We start from the raw sequence: 20636 nt of genomic DNA, 5'->3' as shown, positions 1-20636 counted from the left end.
GCGGCGTTAGAGTCGGTTGGTGCGCAAGATCCCCGTGGTCCTCGTCGCCGGGTTCCTCGGCGCGGGCAAGACGACGCTGCTCAACCACCTGCTCGCCAACCGCGAGGGCGCCCGGGTCGGCGTCGTGGTCAACGACTTCGGCAGCGTGAACGTCGACGCGCTGGCCGTCGCCGGGCAGGTCGACACCATGGTCTCGCTCGGGAACGGCTGCCTGTGCTGCGCGGTCGACGCCGGCGGGCTGGACGCGATGCTGGGCCGGCTTTCCTCGGCCGAGGCGGGGATCGACGTCATCGTCGTCGAGGCCAGCGGCATCGCCGAACCGCGTGACCTGATCCGGCTGATGATCGCCAGCGAGAACCCGGACATCCGCTACGGCGGGCTCGCGGAGGTGGTCGACGCCGCCGAGTTCGAGGCCGCCCGCGAGCGCCACCCCGAACTGGCCGACCACCTGCGGCTGGCGGACCTGGTGGTGCTGAACAAGGCCGACCGGGTGCCCGCCGAGGCACTGGCCAAGGTCACCGCGACGGTCGAGGAACTCGCGCCGGGCCGCCCGCTGCTGGTCACCTCGCACGGGCGCGTCGACCCGAGGCTGTTCTTCGACCCCGAACCCCGCGGCGAGCGGGTCGGCCAGCTGTCCTTCGACGACCTGCGCGAGGACGACCACTCGCGGCACCTGCACGCGCGGTACGAGACGGTGACGTTCACGGCCGGGACGCCGCTGGCCCCCCGGGCGTTCGTCGAGTTCCTCGAGCGGCGGCCGGCCGGGCTCTACCGGATGAAGGGCCAGGCGGACTTCGCCGCCGACGCGCGCTTCCACCTGCACACCGTCGGCGGGTTCGTCCAGCTGGAGCGGTCGGCCTGGCCGTCCGGCGCACCGCGGCGCACGGAGCTGGTGCTGATCGGCGCGGGCCTCGACACCGGCGCGGTCCTCGCCGACCTGCACCGGTGCGTCGCCCCGGACCCGTCGGCGGTCGACGAGCGCGGGCTGCTGCACATCCTCCGCTACCTGCCGGGCGAGGCCTGACCGCCGGCCCGCCACGCCGAAGACCGGCAAATGCGCCCGGGTTCCGCCGGCCGCGACGGAGACTGGCGGCCATGACGACCACCGCGGTGAGCGCACCACGCTGGTACCTGGTCGGCGTGCTGCCCGAAGAAACGCCGTCGGCGCATCTGATGACCCGCTCCGGCGACCTCCGCTACCGCCGTTCGGCCTGCGGCGAGCGCGAGTCCCGCAGCTGGAAGCCGGTGGACCTGACGACGTCGGAGGTGGCGCCCTGCCCGGCGTGCGTGGCGACGCTGCCCGCGCCCCCGGCGGGAGTCAGGATGACGCCGGCCGGCGACGATCTCGGCCAGCTCTCGCTGGACCTGGGACTCTAGGCGGTCAAGCTCTCCGCGAGCCGCTTCGCCGTGCGGAACGACCGCCCGTTCCGGGCGACCACCGCCGTGACCGCGGCGCCCTCGAGCAGCAGCATCACTTCGTCCGCGAGGGTCTCCGCGTGGTCACGTCCGCCGCGTTCGAACTGGGCCCGCAGGTAACTGTGCAGTGCGGTCTTGTGGTGGCGGACGACCTCGCGAACCGGGCCGTCGGCGTCGGGGAACTCCGAGGCCGCGTTGAGGAAGGCGCAGCCGCGGTAGTCGTCGCGGGCCAGCCAGGCTTCGTAGGCGTCGAACACCGCCAGCACCCGTTCCCGCGGGTCGGCGTGCCCGGCCGTGATCCGGTCGATCTCCTCCTGCCACAGCCGGTCGCGCTCCCGCAGGTACGCGACGACGAGCCGGGTCTTGGACCCGAAGTTGCCGTAGAGGGCGGCTTTCGTCACGCCCGCCTCGGCCACCACCGTGTCGACGCCCACGGCGTGGATGCCGTCGCGGTAGAAGAGCGTCGACGCGGCTTTGAGCACCTTGGCTCGCGCGTCACCGGGGCGAGTACGGCCCACGATGTTCCTCCGGACCTATCGGTATGGCTTCTCTCCTGCGGAGACCTTACCATCGCTTGACAACAGACAGACCTGTCTGTTCGGTGGAGCGTATGGCACTCGGAACGGAACGGAAGCCCACGACCGCGTGGTGGACGACGGCCGCGGCCGGGGCGAGCGTGATCGCCCTCTGCTACGGCTTCGCGCGCTATGCGTACGGCTTGTTCGTGCCCCGGTTCACCGAAACGTTCGGGCTCACGACGGTCGGCGCCGGCGTCCTCGGCGGCCTGTCCACCGCCGGGTACGGCCTCGGGCTGCTAGTGTCCCCGAGGACGTCCCGCCGGTCCGCGCACGGCACCGTCGTCCTGGCCGGCGCGTCGGCCACGCTGGGTCTGGCGCTCATGGCGGCGGCACCGGGCGTCGTGCCGTTCGGGGCCGGGATCGTCCTCGCGGGCACCGGCGCGGGTCTCGTCTCGCCGGGAGTCGCCCAGCTGATCGGCCGGACAGCCGCCCCGCGCGTCCGGGACCGGGCGCAGACCTGGGCCAACACCGGAACCGGGCTCGGACTGGCGGCCTCGGCGTTCACCCCCCTGCTGGCGTTCGGCTGGCCCACGATCTGGTGGGCGTTCGCGGCCCTCGGCGTGGCGGTGACCCTGATCGCCTGGCGGACGTTGCCCCGGGCACCGGCGTCGGACCCGGCGGACGCCGGCCCGGCCTGCGGGACGGTCCCGCTCGTGGTCAACTCCGTCCTCATCGGAGTGACGAGCGCGCCGTACTGGACGTTTTCCAGCTCGCGGCTCGCCGAAGCGGGCCTGAGCCCGCCGGCAGTCACGGCGTGCTGGTTCACGATCGGTGTCGCGGGCCTGCTCGGCGGGGCGGCCGGACGGCTGGCCGAGCGCACGAGCCTGCGCACTGCCAACCTCACGGCGTGGACGCTGGCGGCGGCCGGCCTCGCCCTGCTCGCCCTGCCTCGTCCGGGGTTGCCCGGCGCCCTGGTCTCCAGCGCGCTGTTCGGCCTCACCTACATGGCGCTGACCGGGCTGTGCATCCTCTGGGCCGCACGGCTGTTCCCCTCGCGGCCGGCCCACGGGGTCACGTGGTCGTTCGCCGGCCTCGGCGCCGGGCAGACCGCGGCGGCACCCCTGGCCGGTGCGGCGGCGGCCGGCCTCGGCTCGGCTGCCGTGTTCGGGCTGACCGGGCTGGTCGCCCTCGCCGCCTGGAGCCAGCTCGCCCCCAGGCTCGCGCCACCGGCAGCGCGAAGCTAGCTCCGGTTCTCTTCTTTTCCGTGCCTGGCCGCCGATCCCCGGCCTAACCGAGCTCCTTCTCGTAGCACACCGATTCCGGGTCGGCCTCGTACGGCGGGAAGTTCGGCACCCGCCGGTACCCCGCCCGCTCGTACAGCCGCATCGCCGCCGGCTGGCGCACGCCGGTCTCCAGCCTGAGGCGCACCCCTCCCCCGCTGCGCGCCAGCCGCTCGGACTCCGCCACCAGCGCGGTCGACACCCCCGTGCCGCGCGCGTCCGGGGCCACGAACATCCGCTTCAGCTCGTACAGGCCCGGCCCGACCGGCTCCACCGCGCAGCAGCCGATCGCCCGGGGCCGTCGCGAGCCAGCAGGTACCGGCTCGCCGGGTCCAGCGGCCGCGGGCGCGCGTCCGGGGGCAGGTCGTAGACCACGACCAGCTCGGCCGTCATCGCCGTCATCAGCGCCAGCAGGAACCCGTCGTCCGCCGCGCATTCGGCGACCGTCGCCACCTCACGCCTTCTTCGCCCGGCTCGGCGCGACCCGGGGCGGCTCGTTCGGCATCTTCGGGTACACCGGCGGCCACGGCGCGTCCATCAGCCCGTTCGCCATATCCGCCTCCGACATCTCCAGCAGCGGCTCGATCGACTGCGGCCGCTCTCCCGCCCCGGCCCACGGATCACCGCGCTCGGCGACCCGGGCCGGCACCGTGCTCAGCGTGAACGCGTCAGGCTCGACGCCGTCCAGCTCGTCCCACCCGATCGGTGTGGAGACCTGCCCGCCCACCCGCGGCCGCACGCACCACGTGCCGAACACGGTCTTGTGCGGCGCGTTCTGGTTGAAGTCGACGAACACGCGCGAACCGCGTTCTTCCTTCCACCACTGCGCGGTGATCTTCTCCGGGTGCCGCCGCTCCAGGGCCCGCGCCAGCGCGACCGCCGCGGCCCGCACCTGGAAGCCGTCCCAGCGCGGCTCGAGCATCACGTACAGGTGCAGCCCTCGCGAACCGGACGTCTTCAGGTGGCCCTCGATGCCGTGCTCGGCCAGGAACTCCCTGGTCAGCAGCGCGGCCTCGCGCAGCTCGTCGAACCCGATCCCCGGCGAGGGGTCGAGGTCGACGCGCAGCTCGTCGGTCACCTCCGGCGTGTCGGCCAGGTACGGCCAGACGTGGAAGCCGAGGCAGCCCAGGTTGACCGCCCACAGGATGTGGGCCAGGTCCTTCGCGACCAGCGCGTCGCTCGTCGTGCCGTTCGGCGTCGAGACGACCGTGGTGCTCAGCCACGGGGGCGCGCCCTTCGGCACGCGCTTCTGGAACCAGTTCTTGCCGCCGGCGCCGTCCGGGTAGCGCTCCAGCAGCAGCGGGCGCCCGCCGAGCCGGGCCAGCAGCGGCCCGGAGATCGCCCGGTAGTACTCGACGAGGTCGAGCTTCGTCTCGCCGTGCTCGGGGAAGTACACCTTGCCCGGGCTGCTGATCTTGACCTCGACGCCGTCGACGTCGAGCAGCATCGCCTCGCTCATCTCGCCTCCCCGAACAGCTTCGCGAGCTCGGCCGGCGGCGCCTCGTCGAGCTGGGCGTACGTGCACGACTGCGGTGTGCGGTCCGGCCGGAAGCGGACCAGCCGCCCGCCGTGGCGGAACCGGCCGCCCTGCAGGTGCTCGTAGCGGACCTCCGCCACCCACTCGGGCCGCACGGGCTCCCAGGTCAGCTCCTTCTGCGGCGCCCACCGGCTGTTCGCGCCCGGCCGGCGGCCCGGCTCCGGCTCGTACTCGGCCCAGGACCGCCACGGGTGGTTCTCGAGCGCGTTCTCGCGCAGCGGCGCCAGCTCCTCGACCAGCTCGGCCCGCCGTGCCTTGGTGAAGCTGCTGGCGACGCCGACGTGGTGCAGCACGCCTTCGTCGTCGAACAGTCCGAGCAGCAGCGAGCCGACGCCCACGCCGTCCTTGTGCCAGCGGAACCCGGTGACGACGCAGTCGGCCGTGCGCTCGTGCTTGACCTTCAGCATGACGCGCTTGTCCTGCTCGTACGGCAGGTCGGCGGGCTTGGCCATGACGCCGTCGAAACCCGCGCCCTCGAACCGGGTGAACCAGTCTTCGGCCTGGTCGGGGTCCTCGCTCAGCGGGGTCAGGTGGACGCGCTGCAGGCCTTCGGCTTCGGTGGTGAGAACGCTTTCGAGCTGCCTGCGCCGCTCGCGGAACGGCTCTTCGGTGAGGTCGGTGTCGCCGAGGGCGAGCAGGTCGAAGGCGATGTAGCTGGCCGGCGTCTCCTCGGCGAGCTTGCGCACGCGCGAGGCCGCCGGGTGCAGCCGCAGCTGCAGCACCTCGAAGTCGAGCCCCTGGGGCGTGACCAGCACGATCTCGCCGTCCACGACGCAGCGGGGCGGCAGCGCGGCGGCCAGCAGCTCCACCAGCTCCGGGAAGTAGCGGGTCAGCGGGCGGTCGTTGCGGGAGCCGAGCTCGATCTCGTCGCCGTCGCGGAACACGATGCAGCGGAAGCCGTCCCACTTGGGCTCGTAAAGGAGCCCCGGGCCACGGGGCACCTCGTGCACGGCTTTCGCGAGCATCGGCCGCACGGGCGGCATCACGGGCAAGTCCACCGCGCGAGCTTAAAACACCGGTACGACACTTCCTTGGCGAAAGACGGAGTCGGGCGTGATACACACTGTCTCGTGACCACCGAACGCCCCGAACCGCCGCTGGTCGGGGGCGAGCGCGAAATGCTGCGCACGTTCCTCGACTTCCACCGCGCCACCCTCGCCATGAAGTGCGACGGACTGTCCGACGAGGACCTGCGCCGGGCGTCGAGCCCGCCGTCGACGCTGTCGCTGCTCGGCCTCGTCCGGCACATGGCCGAGGTGGAGCGCACGTGGTTCCGGCGGGTGATCAACGCCGAGGACATCCCGCTGCGGTGGTCGCCCGAAGGCGACTTCCAGGCCGCGTACGACGCGAGCTCGTCGACCCGCGCGGAAGCGTTCGAGGCGTGGCAGACCGAGGTGGAGCACTCGCGCAAGATCGAAGAGGCGGCCGAGTCCCTGGACGTCACCGGCCACCAGGCGCGCTGGGGCGAGGACGTCTCGCTGCGGCTGGTGATGCTGCACATGATCCACGAGTACGCACGTCACAACGGCCACGCGGACTTCCTGCGCGAGGCCATCGACGGCGTCACGGGGGCCTGATGGACGTGCTCGCCTGGCTGCGCGACTCCGACCCGGCGCTGCGCTGGCAGGTGGAGCGCGACCTGGCGGGCGAGCCGCCCGGGGTCTGGGAGGCGACGCGGGCGCGGGTCGCCACCGAAGGGTTCGGCGCGCGGCTGCTCGCCCGGCAGGATCCCGACGGCCAGTGGGCGGGCGGCGCGTTCTTCCCGGAGGGCTTCCAGGGCGGCGAGGCCCAGCCCTGGACCGCAACGACGTGGACGTTGAACTCGTTGCGCGAGTGGGGCCTGCCCGCTTCGGCGCTGCGGGATACCGCCGCGTTGCTGGCCGAGAACAGCCGCTGGGAGTACGACGACCTCCCGTACTGGGGCGGCGAGGTCGACTGCTGCATCAACGCGTGGACCCTGATGAACGGGCTCTGGCTCGGCGCGGACGTCGCGGGGATCGCCGACTGGTTCGTGACGCACCGGCTGCCGGACGGCGGCTGGAACTGCGATTGGGTCGAGGGGGCGGCGCGCTCGTCCGTCCACTCGACACTCAACGCGCTGAAGGGCCTGCTCGCGTTCGAGACCGCGACGGGCGGCACCCCGGCTTCCCGGGCGGCTCGCCTCGCCGGCGAGGAGTACCTGCTGGAACGCAGGCTGTTCCGGCGGCTTTCGACGGGCGAGCCGATCGCCCCGTGGGTCGGCGAGTTCTCGTACCCGATCCGCTGGCACTACGACGTGCTCAACGCGGCTTCGTACTTCCGCGACGCGGACCGCCCCGACCCGCGCCTGGCGGAGGCGATCGAGCTGATCCGCTCGGCGCGGCAGCCGGACGGCACGTGGCTGCAGACCGAGCGGCACACCGGCCGGGTCTGGTTCGAGGTCGACGCCCCGCCCGGCGAACCGTCGAAGTGGCTGACGTTCTTCGCGACCCAGGTCGTGAACTGGTGGGACGCTCGCTAAAGCTCCGCCAGCACCAGCCCGCTGCGCGGCTTCGGCGTGAAGTAGGTCGCCTTGCGCGGCATCCGGCGACCGGCCGCGTGCACCGCGAGCACGTCCGTGTACCGCACCGGCGCGAGCAGCACCACCGCGTCCGCGTCGGCCGGTACCGGGCGGCCGGCGGGCAACGGCAGCACGCACGGCCCGTCCGGATCCACGCCGAGCGCCTCGGCGAACAGGACCCGCTCGACGATCTCGTGGTCGATCACCGGGCCCGGCCCCGGCAGCTCCGGGAGCGGGATCCGCAGCACCGCCGAGCCCGCGCGCACCACCGCTTCCCCGGTGACCGGCACCGCGTGCTCGTCGTACCGGACGTCCAGGCCGGCCGCGCACCAGCGCGACACCAGGTCCTCCGGGCCGAGCCCGGTGCCCGTCAGCACCCGGTTGATCGCGCCGATCCGCAGCTGCGGGCCGGCCGTGACCAGGGCCAGCAGGGCACCGTGCCCGGCCGCCGAGGCCGCGGCCACCCGGTGGTTGCCGTCGGCGACCAGCAGCTCGGCGGCGGCGACCGCGGCCAGCAGCCGGTTCTGCAGCGGGCCGGCCGGCACCACCCACAGCTCGTGGCGCCGCCCGCCCGCGTCCGAAGTGGACAGATCGGGCAGGCCGAGACCGGCGCAGGCCCGTTCGACCTGCTCGGTCAGCAGGTCGCCGCCGGAGGCCGGGACGAGCATCGCCGCACTGGTCGCGCAGCCCAGCCCGGCCAGCACCGTCGCGCGCTCGGCCACGACGTCGGCGTAGACGTCCTCGGTGTGCCGGACGCGCGCGGCGCCGTCGTCGGTCACCGCGGCCGGGTCGACCAGGCACAGCAGGCCGAGCGCCACCCCGTCCGGCCCTTCGATGCGGTAGGGCGCGACGATCTCCCGCACCGGCCGGTAGAACCGCTTGCGGAGCCGTTCGAGCACCGCCCGCGCGACCGGGACCGCGGCGGCCAGGTCGAGCCCGCGGGCGAGCGCCGCGGGCGTGCGGGCCGGGTGCTGCACGGCCAGCAGGCTGTCCGCGGCCCCGGGCGCGGCCAGCGCCGCGACGACGCGGTCGGGTTCGGCGAACTCGTCGACGTCGGGGCCGGGCACCGCGTCGCGGACCACCCACCCCTGCCCGATCGGCCGGATCCAGTCGCTCATCCGACCCATCTTCCGCGAAGAGCGCTGTGACGGAAATTCACTGGGGTGCGGCGCCCCCGGATGGAATGCTTAGGATTGCAAAGTAGTTGACTCCGGTCATGACCGCCCCGAGGAGCAGCCCGCCGATGACGACCACCCCCGCCACCAGCGCGAAAGGGGTCGGTTTCCGGTCGGACCGCGGCCCGGTGCTGATCGCGGTCATGCTGAGCACCGCCCTGGTCGCCCTGGACAGCACGATCATCGCGACCGCCGTCCCGTCGGTGGTGCGCGACCTCGGCGGGTTTTCGCAGTTCCCGTGGCTGTTCTCGGTCTACCTGCTCACCCAGGCGGTCACCGTCCCCCTCTACGGCAAGTTCGCCGACGTGCTCGGCCGCCGGCCGGTGATGTTCTTCGGGATCGCGGCGTTCCTCGTCGGCTCGGTGCTGTGCGGCGCCGCGTGGAGCATGCCGGTGCTGATCGCGGCGCGCGCGGTGCAGGGCATCGGCGCCGGCGCGATCCAGCCGATGTCGATGACGATCATCGGCGACCTCTACACGGTGGAGGAACGCGCCCGGGTGCAGGGCTACGTCGCGAGCGTCTGGGGCATCGCGTCGGTGGTCGGCCCGACGCTCGGCGGCGTGTTCGCGGAGTACCTCGACTGGCGGTGGATCTTCTTCGTCAACCTGCCGCTGGGCGCGATCGCCGCGCTGATGCTGTTCCGGAATTTCGCCGAGCGGGTGGAGCGCAAGCGCCACAAGGTCGACTACACGGGCGCGGCGCTGCTCACGGTCGGCTGCTCGCTGGTGATCCTGGGCCTGCTCGAAGGCGGCGTCGCGTGGGCGTGGGGCTCAGTGCCGAGCGTGGCGATCTTCGTCGCGGGCGCGGCGCTGCTCGTCGCGTTCGTGCTGGTGGAGAAGCGCGCCGCCGAGCCGGTGCTGCCGCTGTGGGTGTTCACCCGCCGGATCCTGGTGGGCGGCAACCTGCTGGCCGTCGTGGTCGGCGCGGTGCTGATGGGTCTGACGTCGTACCTGCCGACCTACGCCCAGGGCGTGCTCGGCGCGGGCGCGCTGGTCGCCGGGTTCGCGGTGGCCGCGCTGACGGTCGGCTGGCCGATCTCGGCGTCCCTGGCGGGCAAGATCTACCTGCGCATCGGCTTCCGCGACACGGCCCTGATCGGCACGGTGTTCGTGGTCGGCGGCGGAATCCTGGTGGCCCTGCTCGACGCGTCGTCGTCGATCTGGTCGGCGGCGCTGGCGGCGTTCGTCCTGGGCCTGGGCCTCGGCCTGACGTCGAGCCCGACGCTGGTGGCGGTCCAGTCGGTGGTCGGCTGGGACCGCCGCGGCGTGGTGACGGCGACGAACCTGTTCAGCAGGTCCCTGGGCAGCGCGGTCGGCGCGGCGGTCTTCGGCGCGATCGCCAACGCGACGCTGGCCTCGCGGTTCGCTTCGCCGCCGGCGGAGGTGGCGGGCAAGCTGCCGCCTTCGGTGGACGCGACTTCGTTGGTGCTGGGCGGGCATTCGGACTCCCCGGTGGCGAAGTTCGTCCGAGGGGCGCTGGCGGAGGCGACGCACTACGTGTTCGTCGGATTGTTGGTGGTGGCGTCGGTTTCAGTGGTGGCTTTGCTGCTCATGCCGCGGAAGGCCGAGCAGCTGGAGTTCTGAGCGGCTAGTTCTGCAGGGGCACCAGCTCGGCCTGGAACTTCTCCAGGAACGCGTCGAAGTCCCCGTGCCCGGGCCGGATCACGAACTTCGACAGCCCTGCCTCGATGTGCTGCTCCACCAGCCGCCGGGCCTCGGCCCAGCTCGTCGCCACCAGGTCCTCGACCCGTACCCCGGGACGCCGCCGGGCCGCCACCGCCGCCAGCTCATCCGGAATCCCCTGGTCCGCCACGGCCAGGCTCAACCCGAAGTGGTCCTCTTCGATCTCCCGCCCCGCCTCGGCCGCGGCCTCCTGGATCGCGATGCGGGCGGCGCGCGCTTCGGCCGGCGTGTGGAAACTCCCCAGCCACCCGTCCGCCAGCCGGCCCGTGCGGCGCAGGGCCGCCGGAGCCGAGCCGCCCAGCCAGACGTCGAGGCGCTTCGCCGGGCGCGGCCCCAGCGAAACGCCGTCGACCTGGAAGAACTCACCGGAGAACGTCACCGAGTCCTCCTCCAGCAGCCGTCGCACCAGGGTCAGCGACTCGTCGAACACCGCGGCGCGGCGGCCCGGCGGCACCGGGAACAGGTCGTGCTCCGCCGCGCGGGCCGGGCGCAGCCCGAACACCGGCAACACCCGCTTCGGCGCCAGGCCGGCCAGGGTCAGCAGCTGCTTGGCGACCAGCACCGGATGGCGGCCCGGCAGGATCGCGACACCGGTGCCGACCTTGAGCTTCGACGTCGTCGCCAGCGCGTGCGCCATCCCGATCATCGGGTCGACCTCGGGCGAATAGACCAGCTCCGACAGCCACAGCGAGTCGACGCCGGCCTCCTCCAGCCGCTGCGCCAGCCCGGCGAACTCCGCCGGCCCGGTCCCCGCCGCCGGCGCGACACCCAGCCTGATCTTCAGCACCCTGCCCCCTCGCGGATCGGCCCCCGAAGACGACAACGCGCCGGGCAAAGGAACATTCCTCAGGCGGTCGCGGCGATGACCCTGGACAGCACGCCGTGGAGTGCCTCCAGTTCGGAGACCTCCATCCCGAGCGTCTCGACCACCTTGTACGGGATCTTCTCGGCCTCGGCCCGCAGCGCGCGCCCGGACTCCGTCAGCTCGACGATCAGCTGGCGCTCGTCGGACCGGCTCCGGCTGCGCGTGACGTAGCCGAGCGCCTCCAGCCGCTTGAGCAGCGGGGACAGCGTCGCCGGTTCGTGCCGCAACGACGTCCCGATGTCCTTCACCGACCGCGGCGACCGCTCCCACAGCGCCAGCATCACCAGGTACTGCGGATGGGTCAGGCCGTACGGCTCCAGCAGCGGCCGGTAGATCGCGATCACGCTGCGCGAAGCCACCGACAACGCGAAACACACCTGCCGGTCCAGCTTCAGCGGGTCTTCACCCAGGTCGATCATGGCGCGATCCTAACGTGGCCCACGAGACAATTAGTGCACTAACTATTAGTGTACTCTCGAACGTATGGAACGACCTGGTGTACTCCGCTGGTTCGGCTACTCGATCGGCGTGCGACTGCCGGACCGCTACTCGGACTGGGCCCTGCACGACGCGACGTCCAAGCACTGGCGCGCCCGGTACGTGCTCCAGCGGTCGGTCGGCATCGTCCCGCTCTGCGCGGTCTGGCTGCTGCTGCCCGGTTCGATCTGGCTGCGCCTCTCCCTGGTCCTGATGGCGGCGCTCGTCGCGTACTTCTACTCCTGCGCGTACATGGAGGAGAGCGTCGAGCACCGGCTCGGCAGGCAGGGCTTCCCGCACAACACCGGACGCAGCATCCGCACCGCGGCGGCCGAGGCGAAGAACGCCGAGGCGACCGCCCGCTACATCGCGCGCTACCGGACGCCGTCGGAGGGTTAGCTACAGTCGGGGGACGATGAGACGCAAGCTCCGGCCGCCGATCCCGCCCCGCCACGGGCTCGAGCCCGCCCGGCTGAAACTGCCCGACGGCGAGTGGCCGACCCTGCTGGCGCACCTCGTCGACCGGCTGCCGCGCGTGACGCCGGACCGGATCGAGCAGATGCTGCGCGAGGAGCGCATCCACGGCACCGACGGCCCGCTCGGCGTCGACGAGCCGTACGCGCCGGGCTCGTTCATCTGGTTCCACCGCGACCTGCCGGACGAGGTGCCGGTGCCGTTCGAAATCCGCGTCGTGCACCGCGACGAGCACCTGCTGGTCGTCGACAAGCCGCACTTCCTGGCGACCATCCCGCGCGGGCAGCACATTCTCGAGACGGCGCTCGTGCGGCTGCGCCGGGAGTTCGACCTCCCGCACCTCTCCCCCGCGCACCGGCTCGACCGGGTCACCGCGGGGCTGGTGATGTTCGTGATCACGCCGGAGCTGCGCGGGAAGTACCAGACGCTCTTCCGCGACCGGAAGGTCCACAAGGAGTACGAGGCGATCGCGCCGCACGACCCGGCGCTGGCGCTGCCGCGGACCGTCCGCAGCCGGATCGTCAAGGAACGCGGTGTGCTGGCCGCGCAGGAGGTGCCGGGCGAGCCGAACGCCGAGACGTACGTCGAGCTGGCCGGGCACCGCGACGGCCTGGGCCGGTACCGGCTGGTGCCCTCGACCGGGCGGACGCACCAGCTGCGCGTGCACCTGAGCGGCCTCGGCATCCCGATCCTCGGCGACGACTTCTACCCCGAGCTGCGGGAGAAGCCCCTCGGCGACTTCACGAAACCCCTGCAGCTGCTGGCCAGGGTCCTCGCCTTCGACGACCCGGTCACCGGGACGCACCGCCGGTTCACCAGCGGGCTGCGCCTGGCCGCGCGCGACGGCCTCGACGCGTGGGCGGCGCCCCCGGCGTGACACCGGGGACGCCGCGTCGGTGTCACTGGTGCCAGAACTTGATCCCGCTCCAGGTCACCGTGATCGGTCCCGCACCGCTGGAGGTGCGGTAGCTGCCGAACTTGTCGTAGTAGCTGCCGCCCGGGCTCGAGATCGTCTGCTTCAGCGAGCCGTTGAGGTAGACCTTGTGCGAGCTGCCGACCTGGTTGATCGTGTTGACCCGCACCGACGTGCCGACGGTCGCGCCGCTGCCCAGCGTCGCCCCGCCTTCGACGGCGTACATCCGGCCGCCCTTTTCGACAGCCAGCAGGAAGTACGGGCCGGCGCTGGAGCCGTCCCGGAACGTCTGCTTGAGACTGATCCGGGAGCCGGTCATGCTGGTGATCTTGAAGGAACCCTCGAACTGGTGGGTGCCGCCGGTGTAGGTGGCGTACCGGCGTTCCGCCCGCTGTTCACCGCTCGCGGTCGAGCAGGTGAGCTTGAAGGTGAGGCCGGAAACGTCGCCGCACCCCTTCTCCTGGGTGGTGAAGCTCGGGGAATCCGCAATCCAGGACCCGCCGCCGACCTGGGCGTCCGCGTTCGGGACCAGGACCGCGAGCCCCGTCACGACCGCCGCGAGCACGCCCGCGCCGCGAAGTCTGCGCACCGTCAACCTCCTGTGTCACTCGAGGCGGCGGTGCCCGGACACAGGTTCAGACCTTTGTCCGGCGTGGGAGTGACTGTACGAGCCCGGACGACTGCGGACAAGACCCACTCCGGTGCCGGTGAGTGCGTCGGAAGTTTTCCGCACGGCGCTGTCGAATCCGGCGGCCGCCGTTCGACACACTGGTGAACGCACCCAAGATCGACCCGGGAGAAACCATGCGCACCCTGATCTCCACCTCGTTCGTCTCGCTCGACGGCGTCGTCGAAGGGCCCGGCGGAGAGCCCGGCTACCGCAACTCCGGCTGGACCTTCAAGGACATCGAGTTCGACCCCGCCGCCTACGCCATCAAGGGTTCCGAGCAGGAAGAAGCCACCGCGCTGCTGCTGGGCCGGGTCAGCTACCAGGCGTTCGCGCCGGTGTGGCCCGGCATGACGGCCGAGTTCGCCGGCTACAACGCGATGCCGAAGTACGTCGTGTCGACCACCCTCCAGGAGTCCGACCTGGTGACGAACTGGGGCGAGACGACCATCCTCCGGTCCCTGGACGACGTCGCCGCGCTCAAGGAGACCGAGGGCGGGCCGATCATCGTCAACGGCAGTGCCACACTGAACCGCGCGCTGGCCGACGCCGGCCTCGTCGACCGGTACCACCTGCTGGTGTTCCCGGTCCTGCTCGGCGCGGGCAAGCGGCTGTTCAGCGAGACCGACAAGGACAAGCAGGCGCTGAAGCTGGTCGAGAGCGAGTCGTACGGCAACGGCGTCCAGAAGCTGGTCTACGACGTCATTCACTAGAACAGGTGTTCGATCTTGGTGTAGGCTGGGGACCATGAACCCGGGTCTCCAGTCTTCGCTGTTCGCCACCCAGGGCTCCATTTCGCTGCGCCCGCTCGCGCCCGAGCGGACCGACCTCGGCTCGGGCGCGTGGGTGGACATCCAGCCCGGCTGGCTCGAGGGCGCCGACGAGCTGTTCGCGGCGCTGGTCGAGGGCGTGCCGTGGCAGGCGGAGAAGCGGAAGATGTACGACCGCGTCGTCGCCGTGCCCCGACTGCTGAGCTACTACCGCGAGAACGTGCCACTCCCCCACGCCGCGCTGACCGCGGCGCGGGACGCGCTGAGCAAGCACTACCTCCGGGAGCTGCGCGAGCCGTTCCGCACGGCGGGCCTGTGCTACTACCGCGACGGCCGCGACAGCGTGGCCTGGCACGGCGACCGGATCGGGCGAGGAGCCCGCGAGGACACGATGATCGCGATCCTCTCGGTCGGCGCGGCTCGCAACCTGGCGCTGCGCCCCCGCGGCGGCGGAGGCAAGACACTGGCGCGCCCGCTGGGGCACGGGGACTTGCTGGTGATGGGCGGGAGCTGCCAGCGCACGTGGGAGCACTCGATCCCGAAGACGGCCAAGCCGGTCGGGCCGCGGATCAGCATCCAGTTCCGGCCCCGCGGAGTGAACTGACCCGACCACGTTTACAGCAGAGTCCACCGCAGCGGGGCCAAACCTCGCGAACCGACGTGATCGGAGCCGGATCCGGCGTGATCAGAGCCGGAACTCGTGTGATCGAGAGCGGAACTCGCGTGAACGGAGGCGGAACTCACCGAGTCGGTGAGTTCCGGCTTCAATCACGCCACTCCCGGCTCCAATCACGTGAGATCCGGCCTCGATCACGTGAGATCCGGCTTCAGTTCCCGGCTCGTCCGATCCACAAAGGATCCGGGTCTCGCGCTGAAGCTCAGTCCACCAGCACCGGCAGCTCGTCCAGACCGTACACAATGGACACCTTGCGGAACGAAAGCTCCTCCGCCGGCACCGCGAGCCTCAGGTTCGGGAACCGGCGGACCAGCGCCGGGTACGCCGTGCGCAGCTCCATCCGGGCCAGCTCCGCGCCGATGCAACGGTGGATGCCGTAGCTGAACGCCAGGTGCGACGTCGGCTCGCGGGCGGCGTCGAACTTCTCCATGTCCGGGCCCAGCGTCGCGTCGCGGTCCGCGGCCGACAGCGACACCAGCACGATGTCGCCCTCGGCGATCCGCACGCCGCCGATCTCCATGTCCTCCTTGGCGAACCGCGGGAACGCCATCTGCACCACCGTCAGGTAGCGCAGCAGCTCCTCGACGAACCGGTGCACGGACTGCTCGTCGCCGCGGACCGCTTCGAACGCCTTCTCGTCGCGCAGCAGCACCAGCGCGCCGAGCGCGAGCATGCTGGCCGTGGTCTCCAGGCCGCCGGTGAGCACGCCGTCGGCGAGGCCGGCCAGCTCGCGGTCTTCGATCTCGTCGCCGTGTTCCTTGATCAGCATGCCGAGCAGGCCGTCGCCGGGCTCCGCGCGCTGCTTCTTGACGATCTCGAGCAGGTACGTCAGCGACTCCGACATCGCGCCCAGCGACGCACCCGCGCCGCCGAAGAGGTCGAACCGGGCGGTGCTCAGCCGCTGGAAGTCTTCGCGGTCCTCATAGGACACGCCGAGCAGCTCGCAGATGGTCAGCGACGGGATCGGCAGCGCGAACGCCTGCCACAGGTCGACCGGGCCGTCGGTCTTGGCCATCGCGTCGAGTTGCTCGGCGACGATCTGGTCGATGCGCGGGGTCAGCCGGCTGAGCCGCCGCATGGTGAACTCCGGCGTGAGCAGCTTCCGCAGCCGCGTGTGCACCGGCGGGTCCGCGAAGCCGAGGCCGCCCGGGTTCTGGTCCGCGGTCACGCCGGCGTTGCCGACGAGGTTGCCGAAGTCGCTCGAGAACCCGGTCGCCTTGCCGAGCACCGCCTTGGCCTCGTCGTACCCCGTGACCAGCCAGGCGTTCATCCCGAACGGCAGGTCGAGCTTGCTGATCGGCGCCTCGGCCCGGATCGCGCCGATCTCGGCGACCGGGTCGAGCCCGTCCCGCTTCAGCGGCAGCAGCGCCGAGTCGGGCAGGAAGGTCGACATCTTCTCGAGGTCGAAGCCCTTTTTCGACTGGCGCGCGAGGTACCGGCGGCCGACCCAGCCCAGGATCCGTGAGCGGAGACTCCCCATGAACCCGACAGTACCGCACTAGCCCGATCGGGTGAGGTGCGGCGAGAGCTGTTTCACCTCCGAGGCGACAGCTCCCGGTTCTCGGTGATCCGCCCGTGCTCGCTCGCGACGTAGTGGAAGTACGGCCGGCCGAGGTCGTCGGACCCGGCGAACGAGGCGCGTGAGCGGCCGTCGGCCTCGGTGTTGACCCCGTTCGTCCGGGCCAGCACGCCGGATGAGCTCAGCCACTCGGTCGACGCGCGGACCGGCCGCCAGCCCCGGCCGTCGCCGGCGAGGTCGCCGAGGGTCTGCGTCATCTCGGCCGAGCCGGAGATGCGCAGGTTCTGGTCGTCGGTGATGTTCGCGGTCGCGTCGGTGGTCAGCGGGTAGGACCAGGTGTGCCGGGCGGCCGAGCGCACCCGGCCGTCCACAGTGGACGTCGACGTCTGCTGTCCCGAGTCGCCCTGCACGACGTGCTGGGTGAAGCCGCCGCCGGTGACGTCGTCGCTGTTGCGGTAGTCGCGGGTGCGCTCGACGCGGGTGTACACGCGCCCCGCGGAGGTGTCGACGTAGCCCGCGGTGACGTCGTGGCGCTTGGCCGTCACCGTCACGTTCACGCCGTCCTGGATGTCCTTCACCGCCGTCTGCCGGGCCGGCGCGGCCGCGACGTCGTCCTGGGTCAGGGCGCCGGACGTCTGTGCGGCTTTTTTGTCGGTGTAGAGCAGTAGCGTCGGCACGACGGTGAATTCGCCGCCGATGTCCGGGAAGGAGAAGGAGATGTCGTGGGTGCCGCCGTCCACGAGCCGGCCCGCGAACGGCGTGATGTCGTACGTTTCGGCGTGCAGGCTGAAGGTGTCGATCGCGACGATCGGCCGCCACAGCTGCGGCACGATCCCGCCGGAGTAGATGTGCGGGAAGGTGAACGCGCTGCCGGCGGGCGTCCCGTCGAGCGCGAAGTTCGCTTCGCGGTACGGGCCCTTGCCGCAGAGCCCGGCCGCCGGGTACTTCGCCGACACGGCGTCCGGGACGTCGTCGAACCACTGCTCGTCACACGCGTGGCCTTCGAGGGTGACCTCGAGGTAGGCGCGGGTGATGTTGCGCGGCAGGTCCTTCGCGCTGAAGTGCACGGTGGGCGTCGCGGGCGTCGCGTCGACGTGCCCGAAGCCGGCGACGTGGTCGGGGGTCTCGGGCGCGGGGTGCCGCCGGTCGGCCTGGTAGTAGGTGAGCGTCACGGTCTGGGCGTACACGCCGGTGTAGACCGGCGAGTTGTAGTTCTCGATCCCGCCGTGGAACGGCTGCGACGTGCGCAGCAGCGCGCTGTAGGGCGTGAGGTCCTTGTCGAAGTGGTAGGTGATCGGGCGGTTGCCCTCGCCGCTGGGTTCTTCGGTGGTCCCCCACCAGACCTCGGTGCCGCCGATCCGCAGGTCGCCGATCCGGTCGTACTGCCGGCCGCCGACCGTGACGGTCTGGTCCATGACGACCTTCGCCCACGGGCCAGGGCAGGCCTTCGGCGGGGCGAGCGTGCCCTCGTAGAACTGCGGCGTGCCGTCGGCGGCGTTGGAGCGGAAGGCGTCGGCCAGCGTGACGCTGCAGTGCGGCGTGTCCGGCCGGGTGACCGCGGGCGCGGCGAGCACCGGGTCGTCGGTGTCGTGTTCCAGGACGGGATCGGCCGAGGCGACAGCCCCGGAGAGCACCCACGTCAGCACCAGCGACAGGACGATCGTGAAGATCCGCACCCGGACTCCTCCCAGTGGCAGGCTCACCGCCGCGAAGCCTAGTGCCGCGATCATCCGACGAACGGCGGGAATCAGCACATGAAACGTTTCAGATCGTGATAGGCTCACGCCCTTCTCAGCGAGGGGGTGCGGTGGTCGGCATCAAGGACGTCGCCAAGCGGGCGGGCGTCTCGATCGGCACGGTGTCCAATGTGGTCAACCGGCCGCACGTGGTCGCGGTGGCCACCCGGAACCGGGTGCTCTCGGTGATCGAAGAGCTCGGCTACGTCCGCGACGAGTCGGCGCGCCAGCTGCGCGCCGGCAGCAGCCGGATCATGGGGCTGCTCGTGCTCGACCTCGGCAACCCGTTCTTCGTCGACGTCGCCCGCGGCGCCGAGCAGGCCGCGCACGCCGAGGGCCTCAACATCATCACCTGCAACAGCGGCCAGCGGTCCGACCTCGAAGCGTCCTACCTGGCGATGTTCGCCGAGCAGCGGGTCCGCGGCGTGCTGCTGAGCCCGGTCGCGACGTCCGGCGAAGCCCTGCGCGCGTTCCGCCGCAGCGGCACGCCGTACGTGTTCGTCGACCGCAAGGCGCCGACGTCGGAGGCGAGCTCGGTCGCGGTGGACGACATCGCGGGCGGCGCCCTCGCGGCCCGGCACCTCCTGGAGACCGGCCACCAGCGCATCGCGTTCGTCAACGGCCCGGCGATCCTCGCCCAGTGCCGCGACCGCGAGCAGGGCGTCCGCACGGCGCTGGAGGGATCGGGTGCCGAGCTGACGGTCCTGGAGGCGATCGGCCTCGACGTCTCCTCGGGCCGCGACGCGGGTGCCCGCTTGCTGGGCACGAGCCCCCGCCCGACGGCGGTGTTCTGCGCGAACGACCTGCTGGCCCTGGGAGTGCTCCAGGCGATGGTCGGCGCGGGCGTGCGCATCCCGGAGGAGATGGCGATCGTGGGCTACGACGACATCGAGTTCGCGGGCGCGGCGGCGGTCCCGCTGACCTCCGTCCGCCAGCCGGCCCAGCGCCTCGGCCGCACGGCGGCGGAGCTGCTGCTGGCGGAGACGGCCGACACGGCGGTGGAGCACCAGGCGGTGGTGTTCACCCCGGAGCTGGTCGTCCGCGAGTCGACCCGCGTGCGCCGCTGACCGTCGTCACGGATCCCCGCACTGTCCCCGTAAATCGTTTGGTGCCCACGAACAGCCTTGGCATGATGCCGATCATGGGGCTTCGCGCGTGACGAACAGGTGGGTACGGCTGCAGGCCGTCGCGGTGTCCGGTTCCTCCGCCGAAGGGTTGATGCTCGCCGCGCTTCCGCTGCTCGCCGTGTCCATCACCACCGACCCGCGGGAGATCTCGCTCGTCAACATCGCCGGGCAGGCGCCGTGGCTGTTGCTCTCGCTCTTCGCCGGGGTGCTCATCGATCGCGTGCGGCGGACCGCCATGCTCGCTTGGGCTTACGCCGTGCAGGTCGGGGCTGCGCTCGTGCTCGCCGCCGTTGCCTCCGCCGGCCTGCTCAGCCTGCCCGTGCTGCTCGTCGTCGCCTTCGTCGTCACCTCCGCTCAGGTGCTCGGGGACGGTGCCAGCGGGGCGCTCGTGCCCGAGCTCGTCGAGCCGGACCGGCTCGCCCACGCCAATGCGCGCCTCACCGTGATCGACCGGGGTGTCGTGCAGTTCGTCGTGCCGCCGCTGACCGGCTTCCTCGTCGCCGTCAGCGCCGGGGCCCCCGCGTGGCTGGCCGCCGCCTGTGCGTTGCTCGCCCTGCTCCTGACGCGGCGCATCCCGTCGGCGTCGGTGGTGGCCGCGCGCACCCATCCGCTGCGGGACCTGTCGGCCGGGCTCACGCACCTGGTCCGGACGCCGCTGCTGCGGTCGATCACGATCAACGTCGCGCTCGGCTCGTTCGCCGCCAGTGCCGGCAACTCGATGTTCGTGTTGTACGCGACGCAGATCCTGCACGTGGGCTCGGTCGGCTACGGCCTGCTGCTCGCCTGCCTCGCGGTCGGGTGGGTGGCGTCGTCGTTCGTGGTGCAGAAGATCGTCGACCGGCTCGGGTACTCGTGGTCGATGCGGTGGGCGCAGGGCCTCGGCGCGGTGGCGCCGCTGCTGCTGGCCGTGCTGCCGCCGTGGCCGCCGCTCATCGGCGTGGTGCTGGTCTTCCTGACCTCGACGGTGCTGGTCTGGAACGTCTGCTCGCAGTCCAGCCGCCAGCGCTTCACCCCGGCGCCGCTGCTCGGCCGGGTGCTGACCAGTCACCGGGCGCTGGCCTGGGGCCTGACCCCGCTCGGCGCGCTGACCGGCGGCCTGGTCGCGGCACATTGGAGCCTGCGGGGCGTCTGGCTGGTGGTCGCGGCCATCCAGGCCTTCAGCGCGGTGCTGGTGTGGTTCCAGCTCTCCCCGGAGGCCTTCCGCCGCACCGAACTCGCGACGGCCGAGGCCGCTCAGGCTTGAAGCCCGGGTGGCGCGCCGGGTC

The 20636-nt window shown here is 71.9% G+C and carries 23 protein-coding genes; 12 read left to right on the top strand and 11 right to left on the bottom strand.

Going from position 1 to position 20636, the window contains the following annotated elements:
• The first annotated feature begins 16 nt into the window (after window positions 1-16).
• Window positions 17-1024 (top strand): CobW family GTP-binding protein, encoded by a 1008-nt coding sequence (locus tag QRX60_RS34600; protein ID WP_285995638.1) that lies wholly within the window; start codon window positions 17-19, stop codon window positions 1022-1024.
• A 71-nt stretch (window positions 1025-1095) separates the two neighbouring features.
• The gene (locus QRX60_RS34595) at window positions 1096-1377 is read left to right on the top strand and encodes a hypothetical protein (RefSeq protein WP_285995637.1); all 282 of its coding nucleotides are present in this window, start codon (window positions 1096-1098) and stop codon (window positions 1375-1377) included.
• On the opposite strand, the gene QRX60_RS34590 is transcribed toward QRX60_RS34595, so the two are convergent.
• Entirely contained in the window at window positions 1374-1934 is a 561-nt protein-coding gene (locus tag QRX60_RS34590) for a TetR/AcrR family transcriptional regulator (protein ID WP_285995636.1), read from the bottom strand. The genes QRX60_RS34595 and QRX60_RS34590 overlap by 4 nt on opposite strands.
• 92 nt (window positions 1935-2026) lie before the next feature.
• On the opposite strand from QRX60_RS34590, the gene QRX60_RS34585 reads away from it, so the two are divergent.
• A complete protein-coding gene (locus QRX60_RS34585) occupies window positions 2027-3178 on the top strand; it encodes a YbfB/YjiJ family MFS transporter (RefSeq protein WP_285995635.1) in 1152 nt (383 codons plus the stop codon).
• 43 nt (window positions 3179-3221) lie between these two features.
• On the opposite strand, the gene QRX60_RS34580 is transcribed toward QRX60_RS34585, so the two are convergent.
• From QRX60_RS34580 to QRX60_RS34565, 4 genes are read right to left on the bottom strand one after another with little or no spacing between them, the layout of a single operon-like run.
• On the bottom strand, window positions 3222-3488 hold the full coding sequence (locus tag QRX60_RS34580; RefSeq protein WP_285995634.1) for a GNAT family N-acetyltransferase: 267 nt from the start codon (window positions 3486-3488) through the stop codon (window positions 3222-3224).
• Entirely contained in the window at window positions 3455-3667 is a 213-nt protein-coding gene (locus tag QRX60_RS34575) for a hypothetical protein (RefSeq protein WP_285995633.1), read from the bottom strand. Before QRX60_RS34575 ends, QRX60_RS34580 begins: the two co-directional genes overlap by 34 nt.
• A gap of 1 nt (window position 3668) precedes the next feature.
• Window positions 3669-4673, bottom strand: coding sequence for a non-homologous end-joining DNA ligase (gene ligD, locus QRX60_RS34570; RefSeq protein ID WP_285995632.1), 1005 nt, complete (start codon window positions 4671-4673; stop codon window positions 3669-3671).
• A complete protein-coding gene (locus QRX60_RS34565; RefSeq protein WP_285995631.1) occupies window positions 4670-5749 on the bottom strand; it encodes an ATP-dependent DNA ligase in 1080 nt (359 codons plus the stop codon). Before QRX60_RS34565 ends, ligD begins: the two co-directional genes overlap by 4 nt.
• A 72-nt stretch (window positions 5750-5821) precedes the next feature.
• On the opposite strand from QRX60_RS34565, the gene QRX60_RS34560 reads away from it, so the two are divergent.
• Window positions 5822-6328: a DinB family protein gene (locus QRX60_RS34560; RefSeq protein ID WP_285995630.1), complete on the top strand. Its 507-nt coding sequence runs from the start codon at window positions 5822-5824 to the stop codon at window positions 6326-6328.
• The gene (locus QRX60_RS34555) at window positions 6328-7251 is read left to right on the top strand and encodes a squalene cyclase (RefSeq protein WP_285995629.1); all 924 of its coding nucleotides are present in this window, start codon (window positions 6328-6330) and stop codon (window positions 7249-7251) included. Before QRX60_RS34560 ends, QRX60_RS34555 begins: the two co-directional genes overlap by 1 nt.
• On the opposite strand, the gene QRX60_RS34550 is transcribed toward QRX60_RS34555, so the two are convergent.
• Window positions 7248-8408, bottom strand: coding sequence for a DUF1015 family protein (locus tag QRX60_RS34550; protein WP_285995628.1), 1161 nt, complete (start codon window positions 8406-8408; stop codon window positions 7248-7250). The two genes, QRX60_RS34555 and QRX60_RS34550, sit on opposite strands and share 4 nt — an antisense overlap.
• A 125-nt stretch (window positions 8409-8533) precedes the next feature.
• Between QRX60_RS34550 and QRX60_RS34545 the strand changes: the two genes are divergently transcribed.
• A complete protein-coding gene (locus QRX60_RS34545) occupies window positions 8534-10048 on the top strand; it encodes an MDR family MFS transporter (RefSeq protein ID WP_285995627.1) in 1515 nt (504 codons plus the stop codon).
• A 4-nt stretch (window positions 10049-10052) separates the two neighbouring features.
• Here the strand turns inward: QRX60_RS34545 and QRX60_RS34540 are convergent, their stop codons facing one another.
• Together QRX60_RS34540 and QRX60_RS34535 are read right to left on the bottom strand one after the other, a co-directional pair.
• Window positions 10053-10934: a TIGR03854 family LLM class F420-dependent oxidoreductase gene (locus QRX60_RS34540; RefSeq protein WP_285995626.1), complete on the bottom strand. Its 882-nt coding sequence runs from the start codon at window positions 10932-10934 to the stop codon at window positions 10053-10055.
• Between the two features lie 59 nt (window positions 10935-10993).
• Window positions 10994-11431: a MarR family winged helix-turn-helix transcriptional regulator gene (locus QRX60_RS34535; RefSeq protein ID WP_285995625.1), complete on the bottom strand. Its 438-nt coding sequence runs from the start codon at window positions 11429-11431 to the stop codon at window positions 10994-10996.
• Between the two features lie 64 nt (window positions 11432-11495).
• Between QRX60_RS34535 and QRX60_RS34530 the strand changes: the two genes are divergently transcribed.
• The gene (locus QRX60_RS34530) at window positions 11496-11888 is read left to right on the top strand and encodes a DUF5313 domain-containing protein (RefSeq protein ID WP_285995624.1); all 393 of its coding nucleotides are present in this window, start codon (window positions 11496-11498) and stop codon (window positions 11886-11888) included.
• A gap of 16 nt (window positions 11889-11904) precedes the next feature.
• The gene (locus tag QRX60_RS34525) at window positions 11905-12840 is read left to right on the top strand and encodes an RluA family pseudouridine synthase (RefSeq protein ID WP_285995623.1); all 936 of its coding nucleotides are present in this window, start codon (window positions 11905-11907) and stop codon (window positions 12838-12840) included.
• Between the two features lie 22 nt (window positions 12841-12862).
• Here the strand turns inward: QRX60_RS34525 and QRX60_RS34520 are convergent, their stop codons facing one another.
• Window positions 12863-13441 carry a hypothetical protein gene (locus QRX60_RS34520; RefSeq protein ID WP_286003762.1) on the bottom strand — a complete coding sequence of 193 codons (579 nt, stop codon included), beginning with the start codon at window positions 13439-13441 and terminating at the stop codon, window positions 12863-12865.
• Between the two features lie 239 nt (window positions 13442-13680).
• Between QRX60_RS34520 and QRX60_RS34515 the strand changes: the two genes are divergently transcribed.
• Together QRX60_RS34515 and QRX60_RS34510 are read left to right on the top strand one after the other, a co-directional pair.
• Window positions 13681-14256 carry a dihydrofolate reductase family protein gene (locus tag QRX60_RS34515; RefSeq protein ID WP_285995622.1) on the top strand — a complete coding sequence of 192 codons (576 nt, stop codon included), beginning with the start codon at window positions 13681-13683 and terminating at the stop codon, window positions 14254-14256.
• 34 nt (window positions 14257-14290) lie between these two features.
• Window positions 14291-14917 carry an alpha-ketoglutarate-dependent dioxygenase AlkB gene (locus QRX60_RS34510; protein ID WP_285995621.1) on the top strand — a complete coding sequence of 209 codons (627 nt, stop codon included), beginning with the start codon at window positions 14291-14293 and terminating at the stop codon, window positions 14915-14917.
• Between the two features lie 274 nt (window positions 14918-15191).
• Here QRX60_RS34510 and QRX60_RS34505 read toward each other — a convergent pair whose 3' ends face one another.
• The gene (locus tag QRX60_RS34505; RefSeq protein WP_285995620.1) at window positions 15192-16469 is read right to left on the bottom strand and encodes a cytochrome P450; all 1278 of its coding nucleotides are present in this window, start codon (window positions 16467-16469) and stop codon (window positions 15192-15194) included.
• A gap of 53 nt (window positions 16470-16522) precedes the next feature.
• Window positions 16523-18184 (bottom strand): peptide-N4-asparagine amidase, encoded by a 1662-nt coding sequence (locus QRX60_RS34500; protein ID WP_285995619.1) that lies wholly within the window; start codon window positions 18182-18184, stop codon window positions 16523-16525.
• A 131-nt stretch (window positions 18185-18315) separates the two neighbouring features.
• Between QRX60_RS34500 and QRX60_RS34495 the strand changes: the two genes are divergently transcribed.
• Together QRX60_RS34495 and QRX60_RS34490 are read left to right on the top strand one after the other, a co-directional pair.
• A complete protein-coding gene (locus QRX60_RS34495) occupies window positions 18316-19311 on the top strand; it encodes a LacI family DNA-binding transcriptional regulator (RefSeq protein ID WP_285995618.1) in 996 nt (331 codons plus the stop codon).
• An 88-nt stretch (window positions 19312-19399) separates the two neighbouring features.
• On the top strand, window positions 19400-20614 hold the full coding sequence (locus tag QRX60_RS34490; protein ID WP_285995617.1) for an MFS transporter: 1215 nt from the start codon (window positions 19400-19402) through the stop codon (window positions 20612-20614).
• Window positions 20615-20636 lie beyond the last annotated feature (22 nt).

The sequence above is a fragment of the Amycolatopsis mongoliensis genome (genome assembly GCF_030285665.1).
In the GTDB taxonomy this organism is placed as follows: Bacteria; Actinomycetota; Actinomycetes; order Mycobacteriales; family Pseudonocardiaceae; genus Amycolatopsis; species Amycolatopsis mongoliensis.
The sequence above is the reverse complement of the archived record's forward strand: the minus strand, read 5'-3'. Positions and strand labels throughout refer to the sequence as shown.